This window comes from Clostridium sp. CM028 (assembly GCF_030585565.1).
Lineage (GTDB): Bacteria > Bacillota > Clostridia > Clostridiales > Clostridiaceae > Clostridium_AD > Clostridium_AD estertheticum_B.
The window spans coordinates 1507852-1534004 of record NZ_CP077766.1 but is presented as its reverse complement, the minus strand read 5'-3'; the positions used below and the strand labels follow the sequence as shown (position 1 = coordinate 1534004).

Genomic DNA, 26153 nt, shown 5'->3' with positions numbered 1-26153 from the left:
ATTAATATGAGAGAAAAAATTATAAGTGTTGGTATAGACATTGGTACTTCAACAACACAGCTTGTATTTAGCAAGATAATTATAGAAAATTTGGCCTCAAATTTCTCTATACCTAGAATATCCATTGTGGATAAGGAAATTATATATAGAAGTGAAATATACTTCACACCACTTAAATCACAAAAGGAGATAGATGGTGAAAAGGTTCGCGAAATAGTAAAAAGAGAGTACCTTGCAGCAGGAATAGCGCCCTCAGATGTTATAACTGGGGCGGTTATAATAACAGGTGAAACTGCTAGAAAGCAAAATGCTAATGATGTTTTGCAAAAATTAAGTGGACTTGCAGGAGAGTTTGTTGTAGCTACTGCAGGACCTGATTTAGAATCAATAATCTCAGCAAAAGGTGCAGGAGCAGATAAAATTTCTGAGGATGAAGAGTCTACTGTAGTTAACTTGGATATTGGTGGAGGAACTACTAATATAGCAGTCTTCAAAGAAGGAAAACTTTTAGATACAGGATGTTTAGATATAGGTGGAAGACTTATTAAAATTGATAAGTCTTCGGGCAAAGTTCTATATATTGCGGAGAAGATAAAGGAATTAGCTAAGTTAAATCATGTTTCTATAGAAGAGGGGCAGAAGCCAACCTTTGAGGCTTTGAATATTATAGTCGATGAAATGGTTAAACTTTTAGAGGAAAGTGTGAATATAAGAGAAAAGAGCAGCTTCTATGAAAGAATACTTACCAATAAGGGAATTAGAAGCGATATAGCAATAGATTACATTACCTTTTCTGGAGGAGTTGCTGATTATGTTTGCAATCTGGAACATGAAGAAATGTTTAAGTATGGAGATATAGGTATATTACTTGGTCAAGCTATTAGTAAGTCAAAGTTATGTACTAAAATTGTGGTTAAAAAATCTATAGAGACCATAAGGGCTACGGTGGTAGGAGCTGGTTCTCACACCACAGAAATTAGCGGCAGTACAATAACATATACAGAGGATAAGTTTCCTATTAAAAACCTTCCAATACTAAAACTTTCAGAGGATGAAGAAAATTCAGGTCATGAAAACATGGTTAAGGTTATAAAGGAAAAACTTAAGTGGTTTACATTAGAGAATGAGCTTCAACCCGTGGCTATAGCCATAAAAGGAAAGTTGAATCCTAGCTTTGTAGAGGTGCAAAAACTAGCGGAGACTTTGCTTTTGGGAATGGAAGAGATTTTGAAAGGTGATTTTCCAACTGTTTTAGTAGTTGAAAATGATATAGCTAAAGTCTTGGGACAAACTTTATATAGACAGCTTAATTTCAAAAAAGAAGTTGTGTGTATTGACACTATAAACGTCGAAAATGGCGATTACATAGACATAGGTAAACCTCTAGCAAATGGTAGGGTTGTACCAGTAATAATTAAAACACTAATATTTAATTCATAAAAAATAAGAGGGGTGAATTATCTTGAAATTAAAAACAAAGTTATTTGGAAAAGTGTATGATTTTAAATCAATAATGGAAGTTATGGCAAAGGCAAATGAAGAAAAGTCAGGAGATAAGCTTGCAGGAATTGCAGCAGAATCTTCAGAAGAAAGAGTGGCGGCTAAGGTAGTTTTAAGTCATTTAACTTTAGAGGATTTGAGGAATTGTCCAGCAGTACCTTATGAAATAGATGAGGTAACAAGAATAATTCAAGATGATGTCAATGAAAAGATATACGCTGGAATTAAAGACTTAACAGTATCTGAATTTAGAGAGTGGATATTAAATGAAAATACTACTGGAGAAGATATTAAAAGGATAAGTCGCGGACTTACTAGTGAGATGGTAGCTGCTGTAGCTAAGTTAATGTCTAATTTAGATTTGATTTATGGAGCAAAAAAGATAAGAATTACTGCACATTGTAATACAACAATAGGACTAGACGGAACCTTATCTGCAAGACTTCAACCTAACCATACCACAGATAATCCACAGGGGATTTTAGCTTCTCTTATGGAAGGATTAACTTATGGTGTTGGAGATGCGGTTATAGGCTTAAACCCAGTTGATGATTCCGTTGAAAGTGTAATGCGAGTTCTTAAAACCTTTGAAGACTTTAAGAATAAATGGGAAATACCAACTCAAAACTGTGTATTAGCTCATGTAACAACACAAATGGAAGCTATAAGACGTGGAGCTCCTGCGGATTTAATTTTCCAAAGTATAGCAGGTTCTCAAAAAGGAAATGAAGCTTTCGGAATAACTGCAGATATGATAGAAGAAGCAAGGCAGTTAGCACTTAAAGAAGGCACAGGATCTGGCCCTAATGTAATGTATTTTGAGACAGGACAGGGTTCAGAATTATCTTCAGATAGTCATAATGGTGTAGACCAAGTAACTATGGAAGCAAGATGTTATGGATTTGCTAAGAGATATAACCCATTCCTAGTAAATACTGTTGTTGGATTTATAGGACCCGAATATTTATATGATAGTAAAGAAGTTATAAGAGCAGGTCTTGAGGATCACTTCATGGGTAAATTAACTGGAGTACCAATGGGTGTTGATGCTTGTTATACAAACCATATGAAGGCAGATCAAAATGATATAGAAAATTTATCCGTACTTCTTACAGCGGCAGGATGTAACTTCTTTATGGGATTACCTCATGGTGATGATATAATGCTTAACTACCAGTCTACTGGATACCATGAAACAGCAACACTAAGAGATTTATTACACTTAAAACCAATAAAAGAGTTTGAAGTTTGGATGGAAAAAATGGGATTCACAAAAGATGGTAAATTGACTGAAAAAACAGGAGATGCATCTGTATTTCTTAAATAATGAGAGGAGGAAAAATAATGGTATCAGAAAATGATTTAAAAAAATTGGTTGAACAGGTACTACTTGAAATGACAAGTAAAGATAAGAAAGTTACAGCTAAAGTTGAAAATTCTATTAAAACAGAGGTTGAAGATGGATTTATTGATGATATTACAACTGTTGATATTAAAAAACAACTTTTAGTTCCAAATCCAGCAGATGCTAAGGGATATTTAAAAATGAAGGAGTCTACTCCAGCGAGATTAGGAATTTGGAGAGCAGGTCCTAGATATAAAACTGAAACAGCTTTAAGAGTTAGAGCAGATCATGCGGCAGCTCAAGATTCAGTTTTCTCAGATGTTTCAGAGGAATTCTTAAAGGAAATGAATTTATTTTCTGTTAAAACAGAATGCATCAATAAAGATGAATTTATAACAAGACCAGACCTTGGGAAAAAGATAACTGAAGAGGGTATAAAAGCTATAAAAACTAACTGCAAAATGAGACCACAGGTACAAATATATGTATCAGATGGATTAAGCTCAGCAGCTATAGAAGCTAATATTCGTGATGTACTTCCAGCTATGGTGCAGGGCCTTGAGGGTTACAGAATTTCTGTAGGAACTCCATTCTTCGTTAAAAATGGAAGAGTTGGCGTTATGGATGTAGTATCTGAAACCTTAGAAGCAGATGTTACTTGTGTACTTATAGGGGAAAGACCAGGCCTTGTTACAGCAGAAAGTATGAGTGCTTATATAGCATACAAAGCTACTGTAAATATGCCAGAAGCTAGAAGAACAGTTGTATCTAATATACATAAAGGTGGTACTCCTCCAGTAGAAGCAGGTGCTCATATATCTGACATAATAAAATTAATGCTAGAAAAGAAAGCAAGTGGAGTAGATTTAAAATTATAGTAAAGAAATTATAATTAGGAGGCAAAACACATGAAAAATGAAGCTATTCGTGCAACGGTATTAGGTGTAAAAATAATATCAAATGTTAGTCAAGATTTGGTAGAAGCCTTTAATTTAGCTCCACATCATAAGAGTTTAGGAATTATAACAGCAGATATAGATGATGTTACTTATACAGCTTTAGATGAAGCTACGAAATCAGCAGAGGTAGAAATAGTATATGCAAAATCAATGTATGCAGGTTCTGCAAATGCAAGTACAAAACTAGCAGGTGAAGTTATAGGAATAATGGCTGGACCAAGTCCAGCAGAGGTTAGAAGTGGACTTAATTCTGCTCTAGATTTCATAGAAAATGGAGCAAGTTTTACAAGTGCTAATGATGATAATACAGTTCCATATTATGCTCACTGTGTATCAAGAACAGGCAGCTTTTTATCGAAAACTGCGAATATTAAAGAGGGAGAGCCTATAGCTTATTTGATAGCTCCTCCACTTGAAGCTGTATATGCATTAGATGCTGCTTTAAAAGCAGCAGATGTTAAATTAGTAACTTTTTACGGACCACCATCAGAAACTAACTTTGGTGGAGCATTGCTTACAGGTAGCCAATCAGCTTGTCAAGCAGCTTGTGATGCTTTTGCAGCAGCAGTCCAATTTGTAGCTGAAAATCCTACAAATTTTTAAAGTGAGGCAATTAAATGTATAAGGGAGCATTAGGGTTAATTGAGGTACATGGGTACCTTGGTGCCATAGAAGCTGCAGATGTGGCACTTAAGACATCTAATGTAAATCTTATAGGTTGTGAAATAGTTGATGGTGGTTTGGTTACAGTAAAGATAAAGGGTGATGTTTCTTCAGTTAAAGCAGCTGTTGAAGCGGCTGAAATTGCTGTGACAAAGTTAAATATTTTAGTAGTAGCTCATGTAATTCCTGGACCAGACTTATCAGTATGGAACACTATTGTGGAAAATACAAGCACTAAGGATTGTGACCATAAGGAATGTAGTGAAGAGGTTTTAGTTGTTGAAAGTAAAAAAATCAAGAATGTAAATCAAGACAAAAAAACACAAGAGATTAAAGCGATAGAATTTGGAGATAACACTCTAAGTAATAGTACAAGCCTAAAAGAGCAGTTAGAGAGTGAAAAAGTAAATGAACTCAGAACATTAGCGAGAAGTCTTGACTTAGATAATATGACTAAGAAACAGATAAAGTTTGCTAAAAAAGATAGGCTTGTAGAAGAGATCGTATTATTCTATCAAAGGAGGAGTAAATAGTGGATAAGGATTTAATGTCAATTCAAGAAGTTAGGGACCTAATAGCTAAAGCAAAGATTGCACAAAAGAAATTAGGCGAAATGAGCCAAAGCGAAATCGACAGAATAGTTAAAGCCATTAGTGATTCAGCTTATAATAATGCTGAAAAATTAGCTAAAATGGCAGAAGAGGAAACTGGTTTTGGAAAATGGCAAGATAAGATTGTGAAAAATACTTTTGCTAGTAAGGGAGTTTATGAATATATAAAGGATTTAAAAACTGTAGGAATAATAAATGAAGATAAAGATAAAAAATTAGTTGAGGTGGCAGTTCCAGTAGGGGTTGTTGCAGGACTTATTCCATCAACTAACCCTACATCTACAGCTATATATAAAGCTATGATATCTATAAAAGCAGGAAATTCAATAGTTTTCTCACCACATCCAATGGGTAAAAAATGTATATTGGAAACTGTAAGAATAATATCTGAAGCAGCTGTGGCTGCAGGAGCACCAGAAGGAACTATTGGATGCATGTCTATACCTACTATGCAAGGTACAGATCAGTTAATGAAACATAGTGATATTTCATTAATACTCGCAACTGGTGGTACACCTATGGTTAAAGCAGCCTATAGCTCAGGTAATCCAGCTATAGGAGTAGGACCAGGAAATGGACCAGCTTTCATAGAAAAATCTGCAGATATTCCTTTAGCAGTAAAGAGAATATTAGATAGTAAGACTTTTGATAATGGAACTATCTGTGCTTCAGAACAATCTATAGTAGTTGAAGCTTGCTCTAAGGACAAAGTAGTTTCTGAATTAAAAGCACAGGGCGCTTATTTCTTAAATAGAGAAGAAGCTGATAGATTAGCAGGATTTATACTTAGAAGTAATGGTTCAATGAATCCTCAAATAGTAGGAAAAAGTGTTGAAGCTATAGCTAAAATGGCTAACTTAAATGTTCCTACTGGAGCTAGAGTACTTATATCTGAAGAAACAAATGTAGGACATAAGTATCCATACTCAAGAGAAAAGTTAGCTCCAATTTTAGGTTTCTTCTGTGAAGAAACTTGGGAAAAGGCTTGTGAAAAATGTATTGATATATTAAACAATGAGGGAGCAGGGCATACTCTTATAATACACTCAAATAATGAGGCTGTAATTAGAGAATTTGCACTTAAAAAACCTGTATCAAGATTATTAGTTAATACTCCAGGTTCACTAGGTGGAATAGGAGCTACTACAAGCTTAGTACCAGCTTTAACTTTAGGCTGTGGAGCAGTTGGCGGAAGTGCAACTTCTGATAATGTTGGACCTATGAACTTATTGAATATAAGAAGATTGGTTTATGGAACCCGTGAAATAGAGGATATAGTAGATAGAAGTAACACTGTTAATTCTAATATTAGCAAAGAAGATTTAAATGAAGACTCTATAAATCTAATAGTAGAAAAAATCATGGAAAAATTGAAAAGCTAGTTATATAAAATTAATATAGATAAAAAAAATTTTAGGAGGAATATAAAATGGCAAGTACAAACGCATTAGGAATGGTTGAAACAAGAGGACTCGTAGGTGCAATAGAAGCTGCAGATGCTATGGTTAAAGCTGCAAATGTTACATTGGTAGGAAAAGAGCAAATTGGTGCAGGACTCGTAACTGTAATGGTTAGAGGAGATGTTGGAGCTGTTAAAGCAGCTACAGATGCTGGAGCTGCTGCTGCAGAACGAGTAGGAGAATTAGTTTCTGTTCATGTAATTCCAAGACCACATGCTGAAGTAGATGCAATACTTCCAAAAGTAAAAGAAGTAATAGAAGAATAATATTTAAAAACATACTATCCCCACAATTCAAAAGGTTGTGGGGTAGTATGCTTATATACAATCTTCTCAAGGGGATGTGAGTTATATGAGTTTGTTAACTGAAAGTGAACTAAGAAAACAACTTAAAAATACAGATATTAAAGAATACGAAGTAGTAAAGGGTGTTATTATTACCCCCTCTGCAAAACAGTATCTACAAGATAAAAACATTAAACTAATAATTGTTGATACATTGAGTGCTAAGAAACAAGGTAATTCCAAAACTGAAAAGGAAGATGAAGGAAAAATTTTCCCGAAATATATTTGCCTCAAGGGTGGTTATGTAGAGGAAAAACCAGAGCATATGACACAGTTATATGGAAATAAATTAGTACCTAAAGATCATAGGAAAATAGAGTTTAGAGGAAGACTTGATAGTCTTCAATCTAAAATTTTGGAAGTTCAAGTAATAGCTTCAAAACTTCAAAATGAAGGAGTAGCAAAAGACTTAGAGGAGATTCTATCTTTTGTACGTAACATATTAAGGGCGGAAGTATTAGAAGAAAATCTTCCGGAATTCTCTATTTTAGGAATTGGTGAGAATGACCTGAGGGAAATGTCACATAATCCTAAAAAATATTTTAATATGGATCATTTTATGCCTAATTATAAAATGGGTGAAATAGTTGTTGGACTTAATTCCATAAGAAGTAATATAAGAGAAGTTGAAATATGTGGTTTCAAGGCATTTAAAGACATTGACGCAGAGATAACAAGAAACGATATTATAAGATATTTAAATAGATTAAGCAGCTGTTTATATATAATGATGTTTAAGTTTTTGTCAGGAAAATATAAATAGAGGGGGCACATCAGTGACCGGTATAGACATTGAATACATTATAGAAGAAGTCATAAAAAGAGTAAATGAAAAATTTAAAATTACAGTGGAAGCTTCAGGAAAACATGTTCATCTTTCAAGAGAAAGTATTGATACATTATTTGGTAAGGGTTATAAATTAACAGAGGTAAAGAAATTATCACAACCAGGTCAATATAGCTGCAACGAAAGAGTTAGCCTAACTGGGCCTAAAGGAACAATTAAAAATGTAGTTGTACTTGGACCAGAAAGAACACACACACAGGCTGAAATATCTAAGAGTGATGCTGTTATTTTAGGAGTAAAAGCACCAATTCGTGAATCAGGAAAATTACAGGGTAGTGCAGGTGTAACCATATCTACAGAAAAAGCTTCTTTAACAATTAAAGAGGGGTTAATAGTTGCAAAACGTCATATACATTTAACATTAGAAGATGCAAAGTTATTTAAGGTTCGTGATAAAGATATAGTTAAAGTTGAAGTTTCTGGGGAAAGACCGCTAATCTTTGATGATGTTGTAATTAGGGTAAAGAAAGAATTTAGAACATTTATGCACATAGATTATGATGAGGCAAATGCCTGTGGATATAATAAAGGCACTACTGCAAAAATTATAAAATAGAATTGTTGTTTTATAGATGATTTTAAAAATAAGATGATATACCTTATATGTTAAGCTGTATTAAACATTATAATTTTTATATAAGGAAGTGATTTAAGTGGATATAGAAAAATTAGTAGATATGATCACTAAGGAAGTTATGAAGAGGATTCCTAGCAGTAGAAATAGTACTGCAATGGATAAAGAAAAGGTATTGGTAATAAGTTCCTCTGAAGAAGAGTTAATAGTGATTAAAGAGCTTGTAGAAGATAAATACGAGGTTCATATTTATGATAAAGAAGATATAAATTTGAGAGACTATGAGCATATAATAGTTACAAATTTATGTAATAAAGGATTATCATCAATGGCGCTTGGGTTATGTAATAATGGTGTACAAGCGTTTATAGTAGAGGCTCTTTTTAACGGTAAGAAGGTTTATGTATTAAAAGAGGGAATACAGTACAGAAAACATTTAAGTACGTCTAATGAAGCTTTATATAATCTATATAATCAATATGAACACAAAATCATGTCTTATGGAATTGCTTTAGTCCATCAAAAGGATTTATTAAAAAGCATGCAAATGGGCGCTAATCGCAATGATGAATCAGTGCAAAAATCCTGCTCAATAGAATCAAATATAGTAATCGATGATATGCATAATAAAACTGAATCACAAGCTAAAAAAGCGGTTTCAGAGGATACTGTGCAATCTCATCAAATAGTAGAAATAAATAATAAAAGACTGATTACAGAATCAGACCTTAGAAAATTATATATGAACGGAATAAAGGAAGTAAACTTAATTAAAAAAGCTATATTAACCCCACTTGCTCAAGATTTTATAAGAATAAAACGATTAAAGATAAATAGAGTTTAGGGTTATTCTAAAACATTTTAAAAAATAAAAAGGGGGGGGCAGTTAATGATTATTGGTAAAGTTATAGGCAATGTTTGGGCTACAAGAAAAGATGAAAAATTAAATGGATTAAAATTCTTAGTGATAGAACCATCTAAAGCTGCAGCCGGCGAGGGGAGCGGAATTTTTGTTGCCGCAGATATAGTAGGGGCTGGCATAGGGGATAGTGTATTAGTGACTAAAGGTAGCGCTGCAAGCGCATCACTGCATATAAAAGATGTGCCTGTGGATGCTGTTATAGTAGGTATAATAGATAGTTTAGAAGTAGATGCAGAATTTCTATAATAAAGCACTTCTCGTATAAATAAATTTATTTGGAGTGAATCTATGATTAAAACTTTAGGAATGATGGAATTTAGAAGTATTGCAAAAGGAATAGAAATAGCGGATGTAGTTCTAAAAGCAGCAGAGGTAGAATTAGTATTTTGTAGAACTATTTGTCCAGGGAAATTTATGATACTTATATCAGGAGAAGTAGGATCTGTTAAAGAAGCCTTAGACAAGGGGACGAATCAAAGTAAAGGTTTTTTGATAGGAAGTTTTCTACTTCCTAATGTACATAAGGATATTATACAATCATTAAAAAATAAAATAAAAGTAGTACCTAATGGAGCTATAGGAGTAGTGGAGACCACTAATGTAGTTTCTGGAATATTTATCTTAGATAAGGCGCTTAAAGCAGCGGAGGTAAGGCTTTTTAAGTTAAGTCTCGGCACTTTAATTGGTGGAAAATCTTATTTTATTATATATGGTGATGTGAGTTCTGTGCAGGAAGCTGTAAAAGAAGCTTTAAGAGAAATTGATGAGAAAAAAATAGTTTCAAGTATAGTAATTCCATCACCATCTAAGGAACTAATCAGTAGCTTATAATAATAGTTAACAATGTAGATAAATTCTAAAAAAATACATATGATCAAAAAATAATTTTCTGGAAGGAGAAAAAATGGGAATAAATGAAATTATTATATATATAATGGTTGTTTTCATGGTTTTAGGTGCAATAGATAAGTGCATAGGAAATAAATTTGGTTTAGGAGAACAATTTGAAGAGGGATTTATGGCAATGGGTTCATTAACTATAGCTATGGTTGGTGTAGTTTGTTTAGCACCAGTACTTGCTAGTGTATTAAAACCTGTAGTAGTCCCAATTTACACTGCATTAGGAGCAGATCCATCTATGTTTGCTACTACTTTACTTGCTTGTGATATGGGAGGATATCCTCTTGCAAAAGAACTTGCACAAACAGCACAAGCAGCAAGCTTCTCAGGCGTAATTATAGGATCTATGATGGGACCAACTATTGTATTTACTATACCAGTTGCTCTTGGAATAATTAAAAAAGAAGACCATAAATTTTTGGCAACAGGTGTACTTGCAGGGATAATAACAATTCCTATAGGAGCGCTTATAGGTGGACTTGTAGCTGGATTTGGAGTAATAATGTTACTTAAAAATCTTGTGCCAATAATAATATTTGCAGCACTTCTTGCTGTAGGATTATGGTTAATTCCTGAAAAAATGATAAAAGGCTTTACCGTTTTTGGAAAAGGTGTAGTTGTGCTTATAACAATAGGTCTTGCAGCTATAATAATAGAAACTTTAACAGGAGTAGTTGTTATACCTGGAATGGCACCACTATCCGAAGGTATTGAGATAGTAGGTTCTATTGCAATAGTACTCGCAGGAGCCTTCCCAATGGTTTATGTTATAACGAAAGTATTTAAAAAACCTCTAATGAAGCTTGGTTCATTACTAGGTATGAATGATATTTCAGCAGCAGGTATGGTGGCGAGTCTTGCAAATAGTATACCAATGTTTGGAATGATGAAAGACATGGATGAACGGGGTAAGATAATAAACGTTGCATTTGCAGTTAGTGCAGCTTTTGTATTTGGAGATCATTTAGGTTTTGTTGCTGGAGTAGAAAAAGGAATGATATTCCCTATGATAGTTGCAAAATTAGTCGGTGGAGTTGCAGCGGTTGCGTTAGCTTGTTTTATACTTTCGAAAAATAAAAAAAATAAGTCTGTTCAAGCATAATAGCATTATAAGATAATAATGAATGGAGGAATTAAAATGGAAAATATAGATGCAAAATTAATTGAGGACATGGTTAGAAAAATCATAGCAGAAAGTTTATCAAAGGAAAAATGTGAATTTGAAAAGCACGTAGATCCTAGTGGTATAATGTCAATAAAATTAGACACTGTAAAAATGGGTAAGTTTGATACTGGCAAAGAGGGAGATGACGTACTTTTAACAGATGTTTTAACATTAGAAGAAAGTCCGAGACTTGGATGCGGTCTTATGGAAATGAAAGAAACGTGCTTTGATTGGACATTAAAATATGATGAAATAGATTATGTTATAGAGGGAACTTTAGAAGTAAATATTGATGGAAGAAAAGTTGTAGCCAATAAAGGGGAAATGATTTTAATTCCTAAAAACTCAAAAATTCAATTCAGTGTTCCAGATTATGCAAAATTTATGTTTGTGACATATCCTGCTAATTGGGCCGATATAAAGTAGATATTTTTTAAGGTAAAGACTTAGAACAAAACAAAAAAAAAGCCTCATACTATTAATTTAGTATGAGGCCTTTATCTTATTAAATATCTTGCTCTCTTGATAAACTAAAATCTATTAATCCCATTGGTTTATCATAGAAAATACGCTCATCCATAAGTTTGGGAATATCATTCATTTTTGGCTTGAAAGCCATTAAATCTAAAACATCCTTTTGCAAATCAATACCTGGTGCTATTTCAGTAAGATAAAGTCCATCCTTTTTAAGTTCGAATACAGCTCTTTCAGTAATGTACATTACTGGCTGATTTACCTTTCGTGCATATTTCCCACTAAAAGTAATTTGCTCAACTTGATCAATAAATTTAAATAGCTTACCTTCTTGTTTGATAACAAGCTTTCCATCTTTTATTTCTTGTTTAAGTCCTTGGGCTGTAAATGTTCCACAGAATATAACTTTTTTTGCATTTTGGGTAATATTGATAAAGCCACCGCATCCTGCAACACGTGTTCCAAACTTACTTACATTTAAGTTACCGTCTTTATCAACTTGAGCTAATCCTAAGAATGCTAAATCAACTCCACCACCATCATAAAAATCAAATTGGCATGCTTGGTCTAGAATTGCTTCTGGATTTACTGATGCACCAAAAGCTAATCCACCCTGTGGCAATCCACCAACTGCTCCTGCTTCTACTGTAAGTGTCATATAATCGCAAATCCCTTCTTCACTAGCAACTAATGATATTACCTCAGGTATTCCAATTCCTAAATTTACAACAGTATTAGATTTAAGCTCAAAGGCAGCTCTCCTTGCTATTATTTTCCTAATATCTAAAGGTGTATTTTCAATTGAATCCATTATTGCTTTTATTTCACCTGTACAAGCTGGATTATATTCAAATCCAACGGTCTGCTCATGTTCCTCTGGTTTTGAAACAACAACATAGTCTACATATATACCAGGAATTTTCACAAGTCGTGGATCAAGGGTGCCAGCAGCTACTACTCTTTCAACTTGAACTACAACTATTCCACCGCAGTTTTTTGTTGCTTGAGTAATGGATGTTGCTTCAAGAGTAGCTATTTCTCTTTCTAGACTAATATTACCATTTTTATCTGCATATGTACCGCGTACAAAACAGATATCAATTGGAAATGATTTATATAGTAGCTTCTCCTCACCTTCGATTTCAATTATCTTTACAATATCCTCCTTTGTAATATCATTTAATTTCCCTCCTTCAATTCTAGGGTCAACAAATGTGTTTAGTCCTACATGAGTTATAGTACCGACCCTTTTACCAGCAATATCCCTAAAAAGCTGAGAAAGAGTTCCTTGTGGAAGATTATAGGCTTCTATTTTATTTTCTACAGCTAATTTTCCTAGGGCAGGTGCCATGTTATAATGACCACCTACTACTCTTTTAGTCATTCCTTCGTGTGCAAAATGATCTGCACCTCTTCCATTTTGATTACCCTGAGCAGCGGCGTATATAAGATTTAAATTTATAGGCTTACCAGTTTCTAAAAAACGCTTTTCTAAAGCTGTAGTAAGGGTTTCAGGACAACAACTGCCAACAAATCCATCTGTTACAATATAATCGCCATCCTTTACTAACTCAGCAGCTTCTTTAGGTTTTAATATTTTCATAGAACTACATCACGTTTCACAGTATACTGTAAAATTATTAATATAGATTAGCATCATAATTATAACTATTATTCAGTTGTCTAGGATATTCCAGGGAAAATAATAATGATAATGAATGTGAAAAAATAATTAAATATACTACTATTATTAACATATATTGGTTAAGTTGCGCATAATATACTTAAGAAGTGACATTAAAACAACAACATGGGAGGTTATATAATGAGCAACTTGTTTTTAACACCAAGATATATAATTACTGGAAAGGAAGCACTTAATCTAGCTGGCGAAAACATTAAACAGCTAGGGGAAAAAGCTTTAATTGTAACCGATGATGTAATGGTCAAGATTGGAAGTTTAAAAAAAGTAACAGATATGTTGGATAGTATTAATATTGAATATGCGATCTATAGTGAAGTAAATAGTGAACCGACAGATATCATGGTAAACGATGGAACTAAAGCTTATAAAGAAGGAAAATGTGATTTCTTAATTGGATTAGGTGGAGGAAGCCCTATAGATACAATGAAAGCTGTAGGGGCTATGATAACGAATACAGGGGAAATTAATGATTATTTAGGGAAAACGATTCCTAATGCAACCCCTCCTCTAGTTGCATTACCTACAACAGCAGGAACGGGTTCAGAAGCAACTCAGTTCACTATAATATCGGATACAAAGAGGGACATAAAAATGTTGTTAAAGGGATCTTATCTAATGCCAACTTTAGCAATAATAGATCCGATTTTTACAACGACAGCTCCACCTAACGTAACAGCAGCTACAGGATTGGATGCATTAACTCATGCAATCGAAGCATATACATCAAAGAAATCGCAGACAATGTCAGATACATTTGCTCTTTCTGCGGTTAAAAGGATAACTAAGTATTTATTAAAAGCTTATCAAAATGGGAATGATGTTGAAGCTAGAACAGAAATGTCAATAGCTGCACTTGAAGCTGGAATTGCTTTTAATAACTCTTCAGTGACAATAGTTCACGGTATGAGTAGACCAGTGGGTGCACTTTATCATGTACCACATGGATTATCTAATGCTATATTGTTGCAAGATTGTTTGAATTTTGCATTATCTGGAACACCAGAAAGATTTTGTGATTTAGCTAAAGCTATAGGCATCTATAAGAAAGGTGAGAGTGATATAGAAGCAGGTCAAGCTTTTATAAAAGAAATTGGAGATCTATGTAGAGACTTAAACATTCAAACCCTTGAAGAGGTTGGTGTTAATAAGCAAAAATTCTTTGAAAATTTAGAAAAAATGGCGGGTGATGCTTTAGACAGTGGCAGCCCAGGAAATACAAGAAGAAAGACTGAAAAGGAAGACATAATAAATATTTATAAATTATTATGGAAACAGGTGAAATAAATGCCACTAGTAAATATGCGGGATTTATTGAGTAAAGCAGAAAAAGGAAAATATGCTGTTGGATCTTTTAGCGTAGCAAATATGGAAATGTTAATCGGTGCTATAAAGGCTGGTGAAGAGTTAAATTCTCCGATGATAATTCAAATTGCAGAAGTAAGATTAAATGCATCGCCATTAGAGTTAATAGGATCTATGATGGTTGCAGGAGCAAAAAAAGCGAAAATACCAGTAGCTATACATTTTGATCATGGTTTAACTTTAGAAAAGATAAAGGAAGCTCTCCAGCTTGGATTTACTTCAGTTATGATAGATGGTTCAAAATATCCACTGAAAGATAATATAAGGTTAACAAGAGAAGTTATAGATGAAGCAAAAAAATATAATGCAGACGTAGAAGCTGAAATAGGACGAGTAGGCGGTAGTGAAGATGGCTTAGAAGAAATATCAGTTTTGTGTACTGGGGTAGATGAGGCAAGGGAGTTTTTCGATGCAACAGGCGTTGATGCATTAGCAGTGGCAATAGGAAATGCTCACGGAGTATATTTAGAAAATCCAAAATTAAATTTTGATGTATTAGACAAAATAAACAAAAGGGTAGATGTTCCATTAGTATTGCATGGGGGAACAGGTATAAGTGATGACGATTTTAGAAAATGTGTAAGTCTTGGAATTAGAAAAATTAATATAGCAACAGCAACATTTGCTTCAGTTGAAGAAAATGTTGGGAAGTTATATGAAGAGTCCGAAAAAGTTGATTATTTCGAGTTGCATGAGAAAGAAATAGAAGGTGCTTATATTAATGTAAAGAGGCATATTAAGATATTCGGAAGTCAAAACAAAGCATAGGGGGAAATAATGGGTTACATTAAATTTGATAATAGTAGAGAATTTGATATTGTGCCACTCGGAAGAGCTGCAATTGATTTTAATCCTATTGATATAAATATGCCACTTTCAGAAAGTACGACTTTTAAAAAATATTTAGGTGGGTCACCAGCTAATACTGCAGTTGGACTTGCAAGACTAGGTAAAAAGGTAGGGTTTATTGGTAAAGTATCAAATGATAGGTTTGGTGAATTTGTTATTAACTATTTTAAAAATGAAGAAATAGATACGACGCAAATTTATTTTGCTAAAAATGGAGAAAATTTAGGACTTACTTTTACTGAAATACTTAGTCCAACTGAAAGTAGTATTTTAATGTACAGAAATGGTGTTGCAGATTTAGCGCTGGAAGCCTCCGAAATTAGTGAAGAATATATTAAGAATACTAAAGCTATTATAATATCTGGGACTGCTTTATCTCAGAGTCCGTCAAGAGAAGCAACCTTGAAGGCATTAGAGTATGCAAAGAAAAATAATACAGTAGTTATTTTCGATATTGATTATAGAGAATATTCATGGACTAATAAGGATGAGATTGCAATTTATTATGCTCTAGTCGCAAAAAACAGTGATGTTATAATAGGGTCAAGAGAAGAATTTGATTTAACGCAAACAATAATTGGACAAGATAGTAGCGATCAGGAAACCGCTAATAGATGGTTTAATTATGGTAGTAAAATTGTTGTTATAAAGCATGGAAAAGATGGATCAACTGCTTATACATCAGATAAAAAAAGCTTTAATATAAAGCCTTTCCCAGTTAAACTTCTTAAATCTTTTGGTGGCGGGGATGCATATGGGTCTGCATTTGTTTATGGATTACTTGAAGGATGGGATATTATTGACTGCTTAGAGTTTGGTAGTGCTTCAGCTTCAATGTTAGTTGCAAGTCACAGCTGCTCTGATGCAATGCCAAAAGTCGAAGGGATTAATGAATTTATAAGAAAGAGCAAAGAGGAATATGGTGAAATGGTCGTAAAATCATAAGGAGGATTTAAATGGTAGAAAGTTTAGGTAATCTAAAATACGGTGAAAATACAATATGCGAGATTAACGGTAAAAATAAAGAAATGTTAATGGATATTGCTGTAACAAAACTTAAAAAAGGTTCAGTTAAAACGTACTATTCACATTTCAAAGAATTGGCTGTATTGATGTTAACAGGAAAACTTGAAATTAGGTGGTCAGGAAATAAAAAAGTAATAGAGAGAACTTCAGTATTTGATGAGGATCCTTGGTGTTTACATGTGCCAAAGGATACAAAGGTCCAAGTAGAAATTTTAGAAGAAAGCGAAATACTTCTTCAATATACAGATAATAAAAATACCTTTGAAGCAAAATTATATTATCCAGAAGATTGTAAAAGTGAAGTATTTGGTGAAGGGGTATGGAATGGTACTGCAAGAAGAGTAGTTAGAACAGTATTTGATTATAAAAATGAACCATATTCAAACATGGTAATGGGAGAAGTTATTACTTATCCTGGTAAATGGTCAAGTTACCCACCACATCATCATCCACAACCTGAAGTTTATTACTATAAATTTAATAAACCTCAAGGATTTGGTTTATGTCTAATAGGTGAAAATGCTTATAAGATAACAGATAGAAGCTTTGCTTTAATTCAAGGAGGCCTTGTTCATCCTCAAACAGCTGCACCAGGTTATGCTATGTACTATTGTTGGATGATAAGACATTTAGATAATAACCCATGGACTGACAGAATAGATGATAAAGATCATACTTGGCTTTGGGACAAAAATGTTAAGATATGGCCAGAAAAATAGTATAAATGATTGATTAAGATATAAGGGGGTTTGAGATGGGTACAATTAGACTGACTACTGCACAAGCAGTGGTTAAATTTTTAAATAACCAGTTTGTAAGTTTTGATGGCAAAGAAGAAAGATTCATCGAAGGAATTTTCGCAATATTCGGACATGGAAATGTATTAGGTCTTGGTCAAGCATTAGAACAAGATCCTGGCAAATTAATAGTACGTCAAGGTAGAAATGAACAAGGCATGGCCCAAGCAGCTGTGGCTTTCGCTAAGCAAAAAAGAAGGAAAAAAATATATGCATGTACATCATCGGTAGGTCCTGGATCTGCTAATATGGTAACTGCTGCCGCAACAGCAACAGCAAATAATATACCTGTATTATTATTTCCAGGTGATACATTTGCTACAAGGCAGCCAGATCCTGTACTTCAACAAGTCGAACAAGATTATGATGCTTCAATTACTACAAATGATGCTTTTAAACCTGTAAGTAAATATTGGGATAGAGTGAGCAGACCAGAACAATTGATGTCAGCTATGATAAATGCAATGAGAGTATTAACAGATGAGGGAGATACTGGCGCAGTATGTATTGCACTGCCACAGGATGTTCAAGGAGAGGCTTACGATTATCCAGAATATTTTTTCAAGAAGAGAGTGCATAGAATTGAAAGAAGAAAAGCTACGGATTTAGAACTAGAAGATGCTATAAGTTTAATAGCTAGAAAGAAAAAACCATTAATCATTTGTGGCGGAGGAGCCAAATATTCAGAAGCAGGTGAAGAACTAAAGAAATTTGCGCAGGAATTTAATATACCTATTGCAGAAACGCAGGCAGGAAAAAGTGCAGTAGAATCAACCCATTATCTGAATCTAGGAGGTATTGGAGTTACAGGTACCCTTGCTGCAAATCTTATAGCTAAAGATGCAGACCTCATAATAGGACTTGGAACAAGATTTACAGATTTTACAACAGCTTCTAAAGGATTGTTTAAGAATGATGAAGTTCAATTCTTGACAATAAATACATCTAGATATAATGCAACTAAAATGGATGCTACTAAAGTGGTCGGGGATGTATTGGTTAATTTAGAACAACTTAGATATAAGCTTATTGAAAAAGGATATAAAAGCGAGTATAACAAGGAGATTTCTGATGCCAAAAATAAATGGGGAAAAGAAATTGAGAGATTATATAGTATAAAATATAGTGAAGATAATTTCAAACCTGAAATGCTAGGACAAAATGAAGCAAGCTTAAGAGAATTTTATGAACTTTGCGGAGAAGCTCTTCCACAAACCACAGTTATAGGTGAAATTAATAATTTTCTTAAAAAAGATTATGTTGTAGTGGGTGCTGCAGGAAGTTTACCAGGCGATTTACAAAAGTTATGGACTTCAAGAGATAAGTATAGCTACCACATGGAATATGGTTATTCATGTATGGGATACGAAATATCAGGAGCTTTAGGAGTGAAGCTTGCAGAACCTAATAAAGAAGTATATGCATTTGTTGGTGATGGAAGTTACTTAATGCTTCATTCGGAATTAATAACGTCTATTCAAGAAAACAAGAAGATAAATGTATTACTATTCGATAACAGCGGATTTGGTTGCATTAACAATCTAGAAATGGGAAATGGAATGGGCAGTTTTGGAACAGAGTTTAGATATAGAAATGAAAAAAGCGGCAAGCTTAATGGTGGATTGATTCCAATAGATTTTGCAAAATGTGCACAAGGGTATGGAGTAAAAAGCTATACAGTCAAAACAATAGAAGAGCTTAAAGAAGCGCTAGTAGATGCAAAAAAACAAACTAGATCTACTTTAATAGATATAAAAACACTTCCAAAAACAATGACAAACGGTTATGAGTCTTGGTGGCATGTAGGAGTTGCTGAGGTTTCTGATAAAGATTCAATAAAAAATGCGTACATTAACAAAACAGATAATCTTACAAATGTAAGAAAATATTAAAACGGGGAGAGATGTTATTATGTTAAAGGTTGGAATTATTGGTGTAGGAAGAATTGGGAAGGTACATGGAGAAAGTATATCAAAATATGTTAAAAATGCTGAAATTAAATCAATTGCTGATGCATACTTAAACGATGCTACAAGAGAATGGGCAAAGAGTAAGGGAATACTTGAGGTATATACTGACTATAAAAAAATATTAGAAGATCCAGAAATTGATGCAGTATTAATTTGCTCCTCAACAGATACACACTCACCAATCTCAATAGAAGCAATAAGAGCAGGAAAGCATGTTTTCTGTGAAAAACCAATTGATCATGATTTAACTAGAATAAAAGAAGTCATTAATGAATTAGGTAAATCTAAGGTTAAGTATCAAGTAGGGTTTAATAGAAGATTTGACCACAACTTTAAATCAATTAAGAATGCGGTTGCTAGTGGAAAAATTGGAGAACCTCATATTTTGAAAATAACTTCAAGAGATCCTGAGCCACCTTCAATAGATTATGTGAAGATTTCTGGTGGCATGTTCTTAGATATGACAATTCATGATTTTGATATGGCTAGATATCTTTTAGATAGTGAAGTTGAAGAAGTTTATGCACTCGGTAATGTATTGATAGACAACGCTATAGGCGAAGCTGGGGACATTGATACAGCTATTATAACATTAAAGATGCAAAACGGAACTTTAGCAGTAATTGATAACTCAAGGCAGTCAGCTTATGGATATGATCAAAGGGCTGAAGTGTTTGGATCATTAGGTCAGGTTTCAATAGCAAATGATAGCACTTCATCGGCAGTAATATCAAATGAAAATGGTGTTACAGGAGAAAAACCATTATTCTTCTTCCTAGAAAGATATATGCAGGCTTATGCGCAGGAAGTAACAGAATTTATTGACGCAATTGTAAATAATACAGATACACCTGTAGATGGTGAAGATGGGTTACAAGCTGTATTAATTGGTGAAGCTGCTACAAAATCATTACATGAGAACAGACCAGTTAAATTATCTGAAATTAAATTTTAATTATGAGGGGTGTTAATTATGTTAAATAGTAAAAAGGTCAAATTAGGTATTGCTCCAATTGCATGGACAAATGATGATATGCCAGATTTAGGAAAAGAAAATACTTTTGATCAGTGCTTGAGTGAAGCCGCATTAGCCGGTTTCCAAGGAACAGAGGTCGGAAATAAGTATCCAAAGGATGTTAAAGTTTTAAAAAAGGCTTTAGAGCTTAGAGGGTTGGAAATTGCAAGTGCTTGGTTTAGTTCGTTCTTAACTACGAAACCATATGAAGAAACTGAGGCAGAATTTGTTAAGCATAGAGATTTTCTACATGATCTTGGGGCTGATGTAATCGTTGTAGCTGAGCAAGGACATAGCGTACAAGGTGAACTAGATACTCCAGTGTTTGATGGGAAGTACCATTTTAATGAGGAAGAATGGAAGCTGCTTGGAAATGGATTAAACAAGCTAGGAAAGTTAGCTCAAGATAAGGGAATGAAAATGGTTTACCATCATCATATGGGAACAGGAGTACAAACAACAAAAGAGATAGATAAGCTTATGAGTATTACTTATGAAAATTTAGTTTACTTGTTATTTGATTCAGGTCATTTAGTATATTCAGGTGAGGATCATATAGCAATACTTAAAAAATATATAAATAGAATCAAGCATGTTCATTTAAAAGATATTAGACCGGAAATAGTAAAAAAGGTTAAAGATGAAAAACTTAGTTTCTTAAAAGGAGTTCGATTAGGAGCTTTTACAGTGCCAGGTGATGGAAGCATTGATTTTAAGCCAATATTCAAAATTTTAGCAGACAATAATTATGAGGGTTGGCTATTGGTGGAAGCAGAGCAAGACCCAGCAAAGGCAAATCCATTTGAATATGCAGTAAAAGCAAGAAAATATATTAAAGATATATGCGGAGCATAATCCTATTACAAAAAGGGGGTGACTTAATGAATCTCTTTTCAGGAATTACATTTATGGCTATCGTTGCAACTGTATGGTTTATTGCTTGGAAAAAATCACAATTAATTAACAAAGATGATGCGGATGGTTATTTCCTTGGAGGACGAAGCCTAACAGGAATAACAATTGCTGGAACAATTCTAATGACGAATCTATCTACAGAGCAAATTGTTGGACAAAATGGCCAAAGTTACGTAGCTGGAATGGAGGTAATGGCTTGGGAGGTTACAGCTGCTTTTGCTTGTGTGCTACTGGCGTTTGTTTTCTTACCTAAATACTTAAAACATGGAATTAGTACTATTTCTGATTTTATTGAAATTCGTTATGATACAACGACTAAAAGAATTATATCATTTTTGTTTCTAGTAAGTTATACAGTTACTTTTTTACCGGTCGTATTGTTTTCAGGAGCGTTAGTTTTTAATAAACTTTTCCATATAGATAAGTTATTAAATGTAAATGGCCAAGTTGCAATTATAATTGTAGCAGCATTTATTGGCTTGGTTGGACTCTTGTATGTGTTGATTGGAGGAATTTCTTTAAGTGCCTTTAGTGATACGATTTATGGTGTTGGTTTAATTGTTGGAGGTATTTCAATTCCAATTTTAGGATTAATCTTGCTCGGTAACGGTAGTTTCACTGGAGGAATTCAATTAATAATCCAGCGAACTCCAGACAAATTAAATGCTATCGGAGCACTTGATTCAAAATTGATTCCTTGGCCGACATTGTTCCTCGGGATGTTTTTCAATAATCTATTTTATTGGTGTACTAATCAAATGATTGTTCAAAAAGCATTAGCTGGAAAGAATCTCAAAGAAGCACAAAAGGGTGCTTTATATGTAGGCTTTTTTAAAATTTTTGGAGCTTTATTTTTAGTTTTTCCGGGGATTATTGCATATAATATGTTTGGAAAGACACTAAAAGTAGCTGATGATGCGTACCCATCTTTAGTCACGGCAGTACTTCCAACATGGGCTTATGGTATTTTCGGAGCAGTAATTTTTGGAGCTATTTTAAGTTCTTTCGCAGGAGCTTTAAATAGTACTTCAACCCTATTCGCATTAGACTTTTATAAACCAATAATTCGTCCTAAAGCTTCTGACAAAGAAGTTGTTAAGGTTGGGAAAATAGTGACAGCATTTGTAGCAATAGTTTCAATAGTTGTAGCCCCTTTTATTGCTTATGCACCAGCAGGTTTGTATACTTTCCTTCAAGAATACAATGGCTTTTATAATATGCCATTACTAGCAATTATTCTGCTTGGCTTCTATACAAAACGTGTTCCTGCCTTAGCCGCAAAAGTAACAATGATTTTTCATATTATAGCCTATACGATTTCTAAATTTTTATTTGCTGATGTTAATTTTTTATACGTATTGAGTGGTTTATTTTTCTTGGATATTTTAATAATGTTATTAATTGGTAAATTAAAACCGATGGAAATACCATTCAAAATTCAAGATGATGAAAGTAAAGTTGATTTAACACCTTGGAAATATGGAAAGTGTATTGGAATAGCTGTTGTAATTTGTATGATCGGAATGTATATATTATTTTCACCACTAGGACTTGCTAGATAAAAAAGAAATAAGAGAATGTTCTTATGGGTTTTTGCTATAAATACTGAAATTACAATCTATCGCCTAGAAAAATCATGTGCGAAAGGATAATTGATTATGAAAATTAATAGAATCAAAGAAATTGAGGAATATATATTAAGAAATGAATCAGTCACTTTAGATTCATTATGCGATATTTTTAAAATCTCTAAAAATACAATTCGCCGATATATAAATGAACTTGTAAAAAAAGGGAGTGTAAAAAAAGTTTATGGAGGAGTAACAGCTATTATTAAAGAAATAATTCCTTTCGAAGAAAGAAACATTAAAAATAATTATGAAAAAATGGCAATAGCTAAGGTTGCATCTGAATTTGTAAATGATGGAGATGTAATATTCATTGATTCTGGGACAACAACAATTAATATGATAGACTTCTTAAAAAACAAAAATGATGTAACTATACTGACGAATAGTTTGAATGTTATAATAATCGCACTCCCTTTTCCAAATTTAAATGTTATTTGTACGGGAGGAAGGTTAATAAGAAAAACAAATTCTTTTGAGGTGATAAATACTCTTACAATATTCAAAGATTATAATATAAATAAAGCATTTATGGCTGCTTCAGGTATTTCTATATCTAATGGAGCCACAAATTCTTCACCATTAGAATATAAAATTAAAAAAATTATAGTAGAAAAGAGTAATGAGTTGTATTTGTTAGCAGATTCGTCTAAATTTGAAGTTTCATCACTTATGACTTATTGTCAATTAACAGATATAGATTATCTTATAACAGATAGAAAACCATCTGAAAAATATATAGAATTTTTTGAAGAAAATAAAATAAATTTTATTTTCTCTGAATAATGGTTCAAGGGCATTTTTAAATATTGAGGATTATAATAAAAATAATAAAAAATTTATCAAATTAAACTGTTTTTCAGTATAATTTTTTGTTATAATTATATTCATAAAGAACATCCCCTTTTGGTTTTTGTTTGTTGTCATTCAATTATGCCAAATAAGGGGATGTCTTCTATTTTTCAACCATAAATACTGAAATTAAAGGCATCGCATTAAAAATTTATGTGAGAAGGCTTTGCTTCTGAAAATCAATCCAAATTAGCGGGAAAACTGAATAGCATGGTTCAAAATTTAAACTGTAAGATTAATTTTGCAGCGTCCAAGATGATGAGCAGCTACGAAGGTGATAATTTAACCGATAAGACTGTATGAGTCTTGTCGGTTTTTTAATCCACTCTGATGATGTTTATTATGCCAATCCACAATTATATATAGTTATTAAGAAATTTTTTGAAGTATTATGAAACTATAATTATTACGTTGCAATACATATATTATGTTATAATGTATATATTATGTGGAATTTGAATAAAATGTATACAATGTGTGGGTTTTGAATATTAGAAGAAGCATAATGGAAAAAAATGTAAAGTTTATATTTAACTATTTGTAGAGATATACAGGGGGAACAAAATGTTTAGTCCAATAAAAAACACAAAAGTTTATGAACAGGTAATAGATCAAATAAAAAATATGATTGATAAAGGCACGCTTAAAAAGGGTGACAAACTTCCTTCAGAGAGGAATTTAGTGGAGCAATTAAAGGTAAGCAGGGCTTCTATCCGTGAAGCGCTTAGAACATTAGAAGTCATTGGACTTATAGAGTGCAGACAAGGAGAAGGTAGTTATATAAAAGCAAATTTTCAAGATAAATTATTTGAACCGCTATCAATTATGTTTATGTTAGAGGGAAGCAATCCAGAAGAGATATGGGAGCTTAGAAAGATTGTGGAGGTGGAGGCTTCAGGCCTTGCTGCGAATAGGATAACAAGTGAACAACTAAAAGAGTTAAAAGAGCTTACTCAAAGATTTATGAATTGTGCGGATGAGAATACTAATGTTGAAATTGATAAAGAATTTCATTATAAGATTGCTGAGTGCTCGGGCAATGTTTTAGTATTTAACATTCTTAAAACAGTTTCAACGCTTGTAGATCATTTTATTAAGGATGCAAGAAAATTAATATTAGTTGATCCAGAAAATAAAGAAATACTTTTTTCTCAGCACAATGAGATATATTTATCTATGGAAAAACATAGCTCAGCTGATGCTAGAAAAGCAATGCGGGAACATTTAGATTTTGCAAATAGGTATATGAGTAAAATAAAATGATTTCAAAACATATAATTTTGTCCAAAGCAAAAAGTGAGAGTAATAACAAATATTACCCTCGCTTTTAAATTTTTGAATAAAATAAATATTGTTAATTAATTAATTAATAATAGTAGAAATATTTTCAATAGTGTGTTATTATGATTTAAAAGATGGTCAGACCATCTTACCATTAATGAGTTTTAGATTTTCTATAAAAAGAATGGAGGAGCACATATGGAAATTTTAGTTTGTATAAAGCAAGTTCCAGGAACTTCAAAAGTTGAAGTAGATCCAGTTACAGGTGTTTTAAAAAGAGATGGTGTAGATTCAAAAATGAATCCTTATGATTTATATGCATTAGAAACAGCACTTAGAATAAAGGAAGAAAAAGGTGGGGTAATTAAGGTTATAACTATGGGACCACCACAAGCAAATGATGTAATTCGCGAAGCATATATGATGGGAGCAGATGAAGGAGCACTTGTATCTGATAGAAAGTTTGCCGGAGCAGATGTTCTTGCTACAGCTTATACACTTTCACAAGGTGTAAGGAAAATGGGAGAATTTGATCTCATATTATGTGGAAAGCAGACAACAGACGGAGACACTGCTCAAGTAGGACCAGAAATGGCTGAATATCTTAATATTCCTCACATTGCAAACGTTTTAAAAATAATAGAAATAAAAGAAAAATCAATTATTGTAGAAATGGATATGGCAAATACTGTTGAAGTAGCAGAGATTCAATTTCCATGTCTTTTAACTGTAGATAAAGATATATTTCAACCAAGACTTCCATCTTATAGGAAAAAATTAGCTACAAAAGATAGAGAAATAAAAATGATAACACTAAACGATTTTGAAGATAAAGATGAAAAGAAATATGGACTTAATGGTTCACCAACTCAGGTAGAAAGAATATTTCCACCAGATGTAAATAATGATAGAGAAACATGGACAGGCAATGGTGCAGAGCTTAGTTTAAAAATAGCTGCAAAACTTAAAGAATTAAAATTTGTATAGAG

At 33.0% G+C, this 26153-nt stretch carries 26 protein-coding genes; 25 read left to right on the top strand and 1 reads right to left on the bottom strand.

Annotated features, from left to right (window positions below; genetic code table 11):
* Positions 1–6: 6 nt before the first annotated feature.
* From eutA to KTC94_RS07140, 14 genes are all read left to right on the top strand, one after another.
* Entirely contained in the window at positions 7–1440 is a 1434-nt protein-coding gene (gene eutA / locus KTC94_RS07205) for an ethanolamine ammonia-lyase reactivating factor EutA (protein WP_220319958.1), read from the top strand.
* 22 nt (positions 1441–1462) lie between these two features.
* Complete coding sequence (locus KTC94_RS07200) at positions 1463–2827, top strand: ethanolamine ammonia-lyase subunit EutB (protein ID WP_216303434.1); 1365 nt, start codon at positions 1463–1465, stop codon at positions 2825–2827.
* A gap of 17 nt (positions 2828–2844) precedes the next feature.
* Complete coding sequence (eutC, locus tag KTC94_RS07195; RefSeq protein WP_216303435.1) at positions 2845–3723, top strand: ethanolamine ammonia-lyase subunit EutC; 879 nt, start codon at positions 2845–2847, stop codon at positions 3721–3723.
* 30 nt (positions 3724–3753) lie between these two features.
* The gene (eutL, locus tag KTC94_RS07190) at positions 3754–4407 is read left to right on the top strand and encodes an ethanolamine utilization microcompartment protein EutL (protein WP_165411575.1); all 654 of its coding nucleotides are present in this window, start codon (positions 3754–3756) and stop codon (positions 4405–4407) included.
* A gap of 14 nt (positions 4408–4421) precedes the next feature.
* Complete coding sequence (locus tag KTC94_RS07185) at positions 4422–5000, top strand: BMC domain-containing protein (protein WP_220286407.1); 579 nt, start codon at positions 4422–4424, stop codon at positions 4998–5000.
* A gap of 14 nt (positions 5001–5014) precedes the next feature.
* Complete coding sequence (locus KTC94_RS07180) at positions 5015–6460, top strand: acetaldehyde dehydrogenase (acetylating) (RefSeq protein WP_216303449.1); 1446 nt, start codon at positions 5015–5017, stop codon at positions 6458–6460.
* Positions 6461–6507: 47 nt separating this feature from the next.
* Complete coding sequence (gene eutM / locus KTC94_RS07175) at positions 6508–6804, top strand: ethanolamine utilization microcompartment protein EutM (protein ID WP_165411577.1); 297 nt, start codon at positions 6508–6510, stop codon at positions 6802–6804.
* Positions 6805–6889: 85 nt separating this feature from the next.
* Positions 6890–7645 carry a cobalamin adenosyltransferase gene (locus KTC94_RS07170; RefSeq protein ID WP_216303437.1) on the top strand — a complete coding sequence of 252 codons (756 nt, stop codon included), beginning with the start codon at positions 6890–6892 and terminating at the stop codon, positions 7643–7645.
* A gap of 13 nt (positions 7646–7658) precedes the next feature.
* Positions 7659–8285: an ethanolamine utilization phosphate acetyltransferase EutD gene (gene eutD / locus KTC94_RS07165; protein WP_165411579.1), complete on the top strand. Its 627-nt coding sequence runs from the start codon at positions 7659–7661 to the stop codon at positions 8283–8285.
* Between the two features lie 97 nt (positions 8286–8382).
* A complete protein-coding gene (locus tag KTC94_RS07160) occupies positions 8383–9147 on the top strand; it encodes a hypothetical protein (RefSeq protein ID WP_220286406.1) in 765 nt (254 codons plus the stop codon).
* Positions 9148–9192: 45 nt separating this feature from the next.
* On the top strand, positions 9193–9471 hold the full coding sequence (locus KTC94_RS07155) for a EutN/CcmL family microcompartment protein (protein ID WP_165411581.1): 279 nt from the start codon (positions 9193–9195) through the stop codon (positions 9469–9471).
* 42 nt (positions 9472–9513) lie between these two features.
* Positions 9514–10056 carry a BMC domain-containing protein gene (locus tag KTC94_RS07150; protein WP_216303439.1) on the top strand — a complete coding sequence of 181 codons (543 nt, stop codon included), beginning with the start codon at positions 9514–9516 and terminating at the stop codon, positions 10054–10056.
* A 73-nt stretch (positions 10057–10129) separates the two neighbouring features.
* Complete coding sequence (gene eutH, locus KTC94_RS07145) at positions 10130–11227, top strand: ethanolamine utilization protein EutH (protein ID WP_216303440.1); 1098 nt, start codon at positions 10130–10132, stop codon at positions 11225–11227.
* 36 nt (positions 11228–11263) lie between these two features.
* Positions 11264–11716 (top strand): cupin domain-containing protein, encoded by a 453-nt coding sequence (locus tag KTC94_RS07140; RefSeq protein ID WP_220286404.1) that lies wholly within the window; start codon positions 11264–11266, stop codon positions 11714–11716.
* Positions 11717–11795: 79 nt separating this feature from the next.
* On the opposite strand, the gene KTC94_RS07135 is transcribed toward KTC94_RS07140, so the two are convergent.
* Entirely contained in the window at positions 11796–13367 is a 1572-nt protein-coding gene (locus KTC94_RS07135) for an acyl CoA:acetate/3-ketoacid CoA transferase (protein WP_220286403.1), read from the bottom strand.
* A 222-nt stretch (positions 13368–13589) separates the two neighbouring features.
* On the opposite strand from KTC94_RS07135, the gene KTC94_RS07130 reads away from it, so the two are divergent.
* The 11 genes from KTC94_RS07130 to KTC94_RS07080 all read left to right on the top strand — a co-directional run bounded on the left by KTC94_RS07130 (position 13590) and on the right by KTC94_RS07080 (position 26151).
* Entirely contained in the window at positions 13590–14753 is a 1164-nt protein-coding gene (locus tag KTC94_RS07130; protein WP_220319959.1) for an iron-containing alcohol dehydrogenase, read from the top strand.
* The gene (locus KTC94_RS07125; protein WP_220319960.1) at positions 14754–15599 is read left to right on the top strand and encodes a class II fructose-bisphosphate aldolase; all 846 of its coding nucleotides are present in this window, start codon (positions 14754–14756) and stop codon (positions 15597–15599) included. It begins immediately after the preceding gene.
* A gap of 9 nt (positions 15600–15608) precedes the next feature.
* On the top strand, positions 15609–16625 hold the full coding sequence (gene iolC / locus KTC94_RS07120; RefSeq protein ID WP_220319961.1) for a 5-dehydro-2-deoxygluconokinase: 1017 nt from the start codon (positions 15609–15611) through the stop codon (positions 16623–16625).
* A gap of 11 nt (positions 16626–16636) precedes the next feature.
* On the top strand, positions 16637–17425 hold the full coding sequence (locus KTC94_RS07115) for a 5-deoxy-glucuronate isomerase (RefSeq protein ID WP_220319962.1): 789 nt from the start codon (positions 16637–16639) through the stop codon (positions 17423–17425).
* Positions 17426–17460: 35 nt separating this feature from the next.
* Positions 17461–19395, top strand: a complete 1935-nt coding sequence (gene iolD / locus KTC94_RS07110) for a 3D-(3,5/4)-trihydroxycyclohexane-1,2-dione acylhydrolase (decyclizing) (RefSeq protein WP_220319963.1) — start codon at positions 17461–17463, stop codon at positions 19393–19395.
* A 19-nt stretch (positions 19396–19414) separates the two neighbouring features.
* On the top strand, positions 19415–20428 hold the full coding sequence (iolG, locus tag KTC94_RS07105) for an inositol 2-dehydrogenase (protein WP_216304652.1): 1014 nt from the start codon (positions 19415–19417) through the stop codon (positions 20426–20428).
* 18 nt (positions 20429–20446) lie between these two features.
* On the top strand, positions 20447–21343 hold the full coding sequence (iolE, locus tag KTC94_RS07100; RefSeq protein WP_220286536.1) for a myo-inosose-2 dehydratase: 897 nt from the start codon (positions 20447–20449) through the stop codon (positions 21341–21343).
* 26 nt (positions 21344–21369) lie between these two features.
* Positions 21370–22965: a solute:sodium symporter family transporter gene (locus tag KTC94_RS07095; RefSeq protein ID WP_216303165.1), complete on the top strand. Its 1596-nt coding sequence runs from the start codon at positions 21370–21372 to the stop codon at positions 22963–22965.
* A 96-nt stretch (positions 22966–23061) separates the two neighbouring features.
* The gene (locus KTC94_RS07090) at positions 23062–23817 is read left to right on the top strand and encodes a DeoR/GlpR family DNA-binding transcription regulator (protein ID WP_216303164.1); all 756 of its coding nucleotides are present in this window, start codon (positions 23062–23064) and stop codon (positions 23815–23817) included.
* Positions 23818–24447: 630 nt separating this feature from the next.
* The gene (locus KTC94_RS07085) at positions 24448–25146 is read left to right on the top strand and encodes a FadR/GntR family transcriptional regulator (RefSeq protein WP_216303163.1); all 699 of its coding nucleotides are present in this window, start codon (positions 24448–24450) and stop codon (positions 25144–25146) included.
* A gap of 216 nt (positions 25147–25362) precedes the next feature.
* Positions 25363–26151 carry an electron transfer flavoprotein subunit beta/FixA family protein gene (locus KTC94_RS07080; protein WP_216303162.1) on the top strand — a complete coding sequence of 263 codons (789 nt, stop codon included), beginning with the start codon at positions 25363–25365 and terminating at the stop codon, positions 26149–26151.
* The last annotated feature ends 2 nt before the right edge of the window (positions 26152–26153 follow it).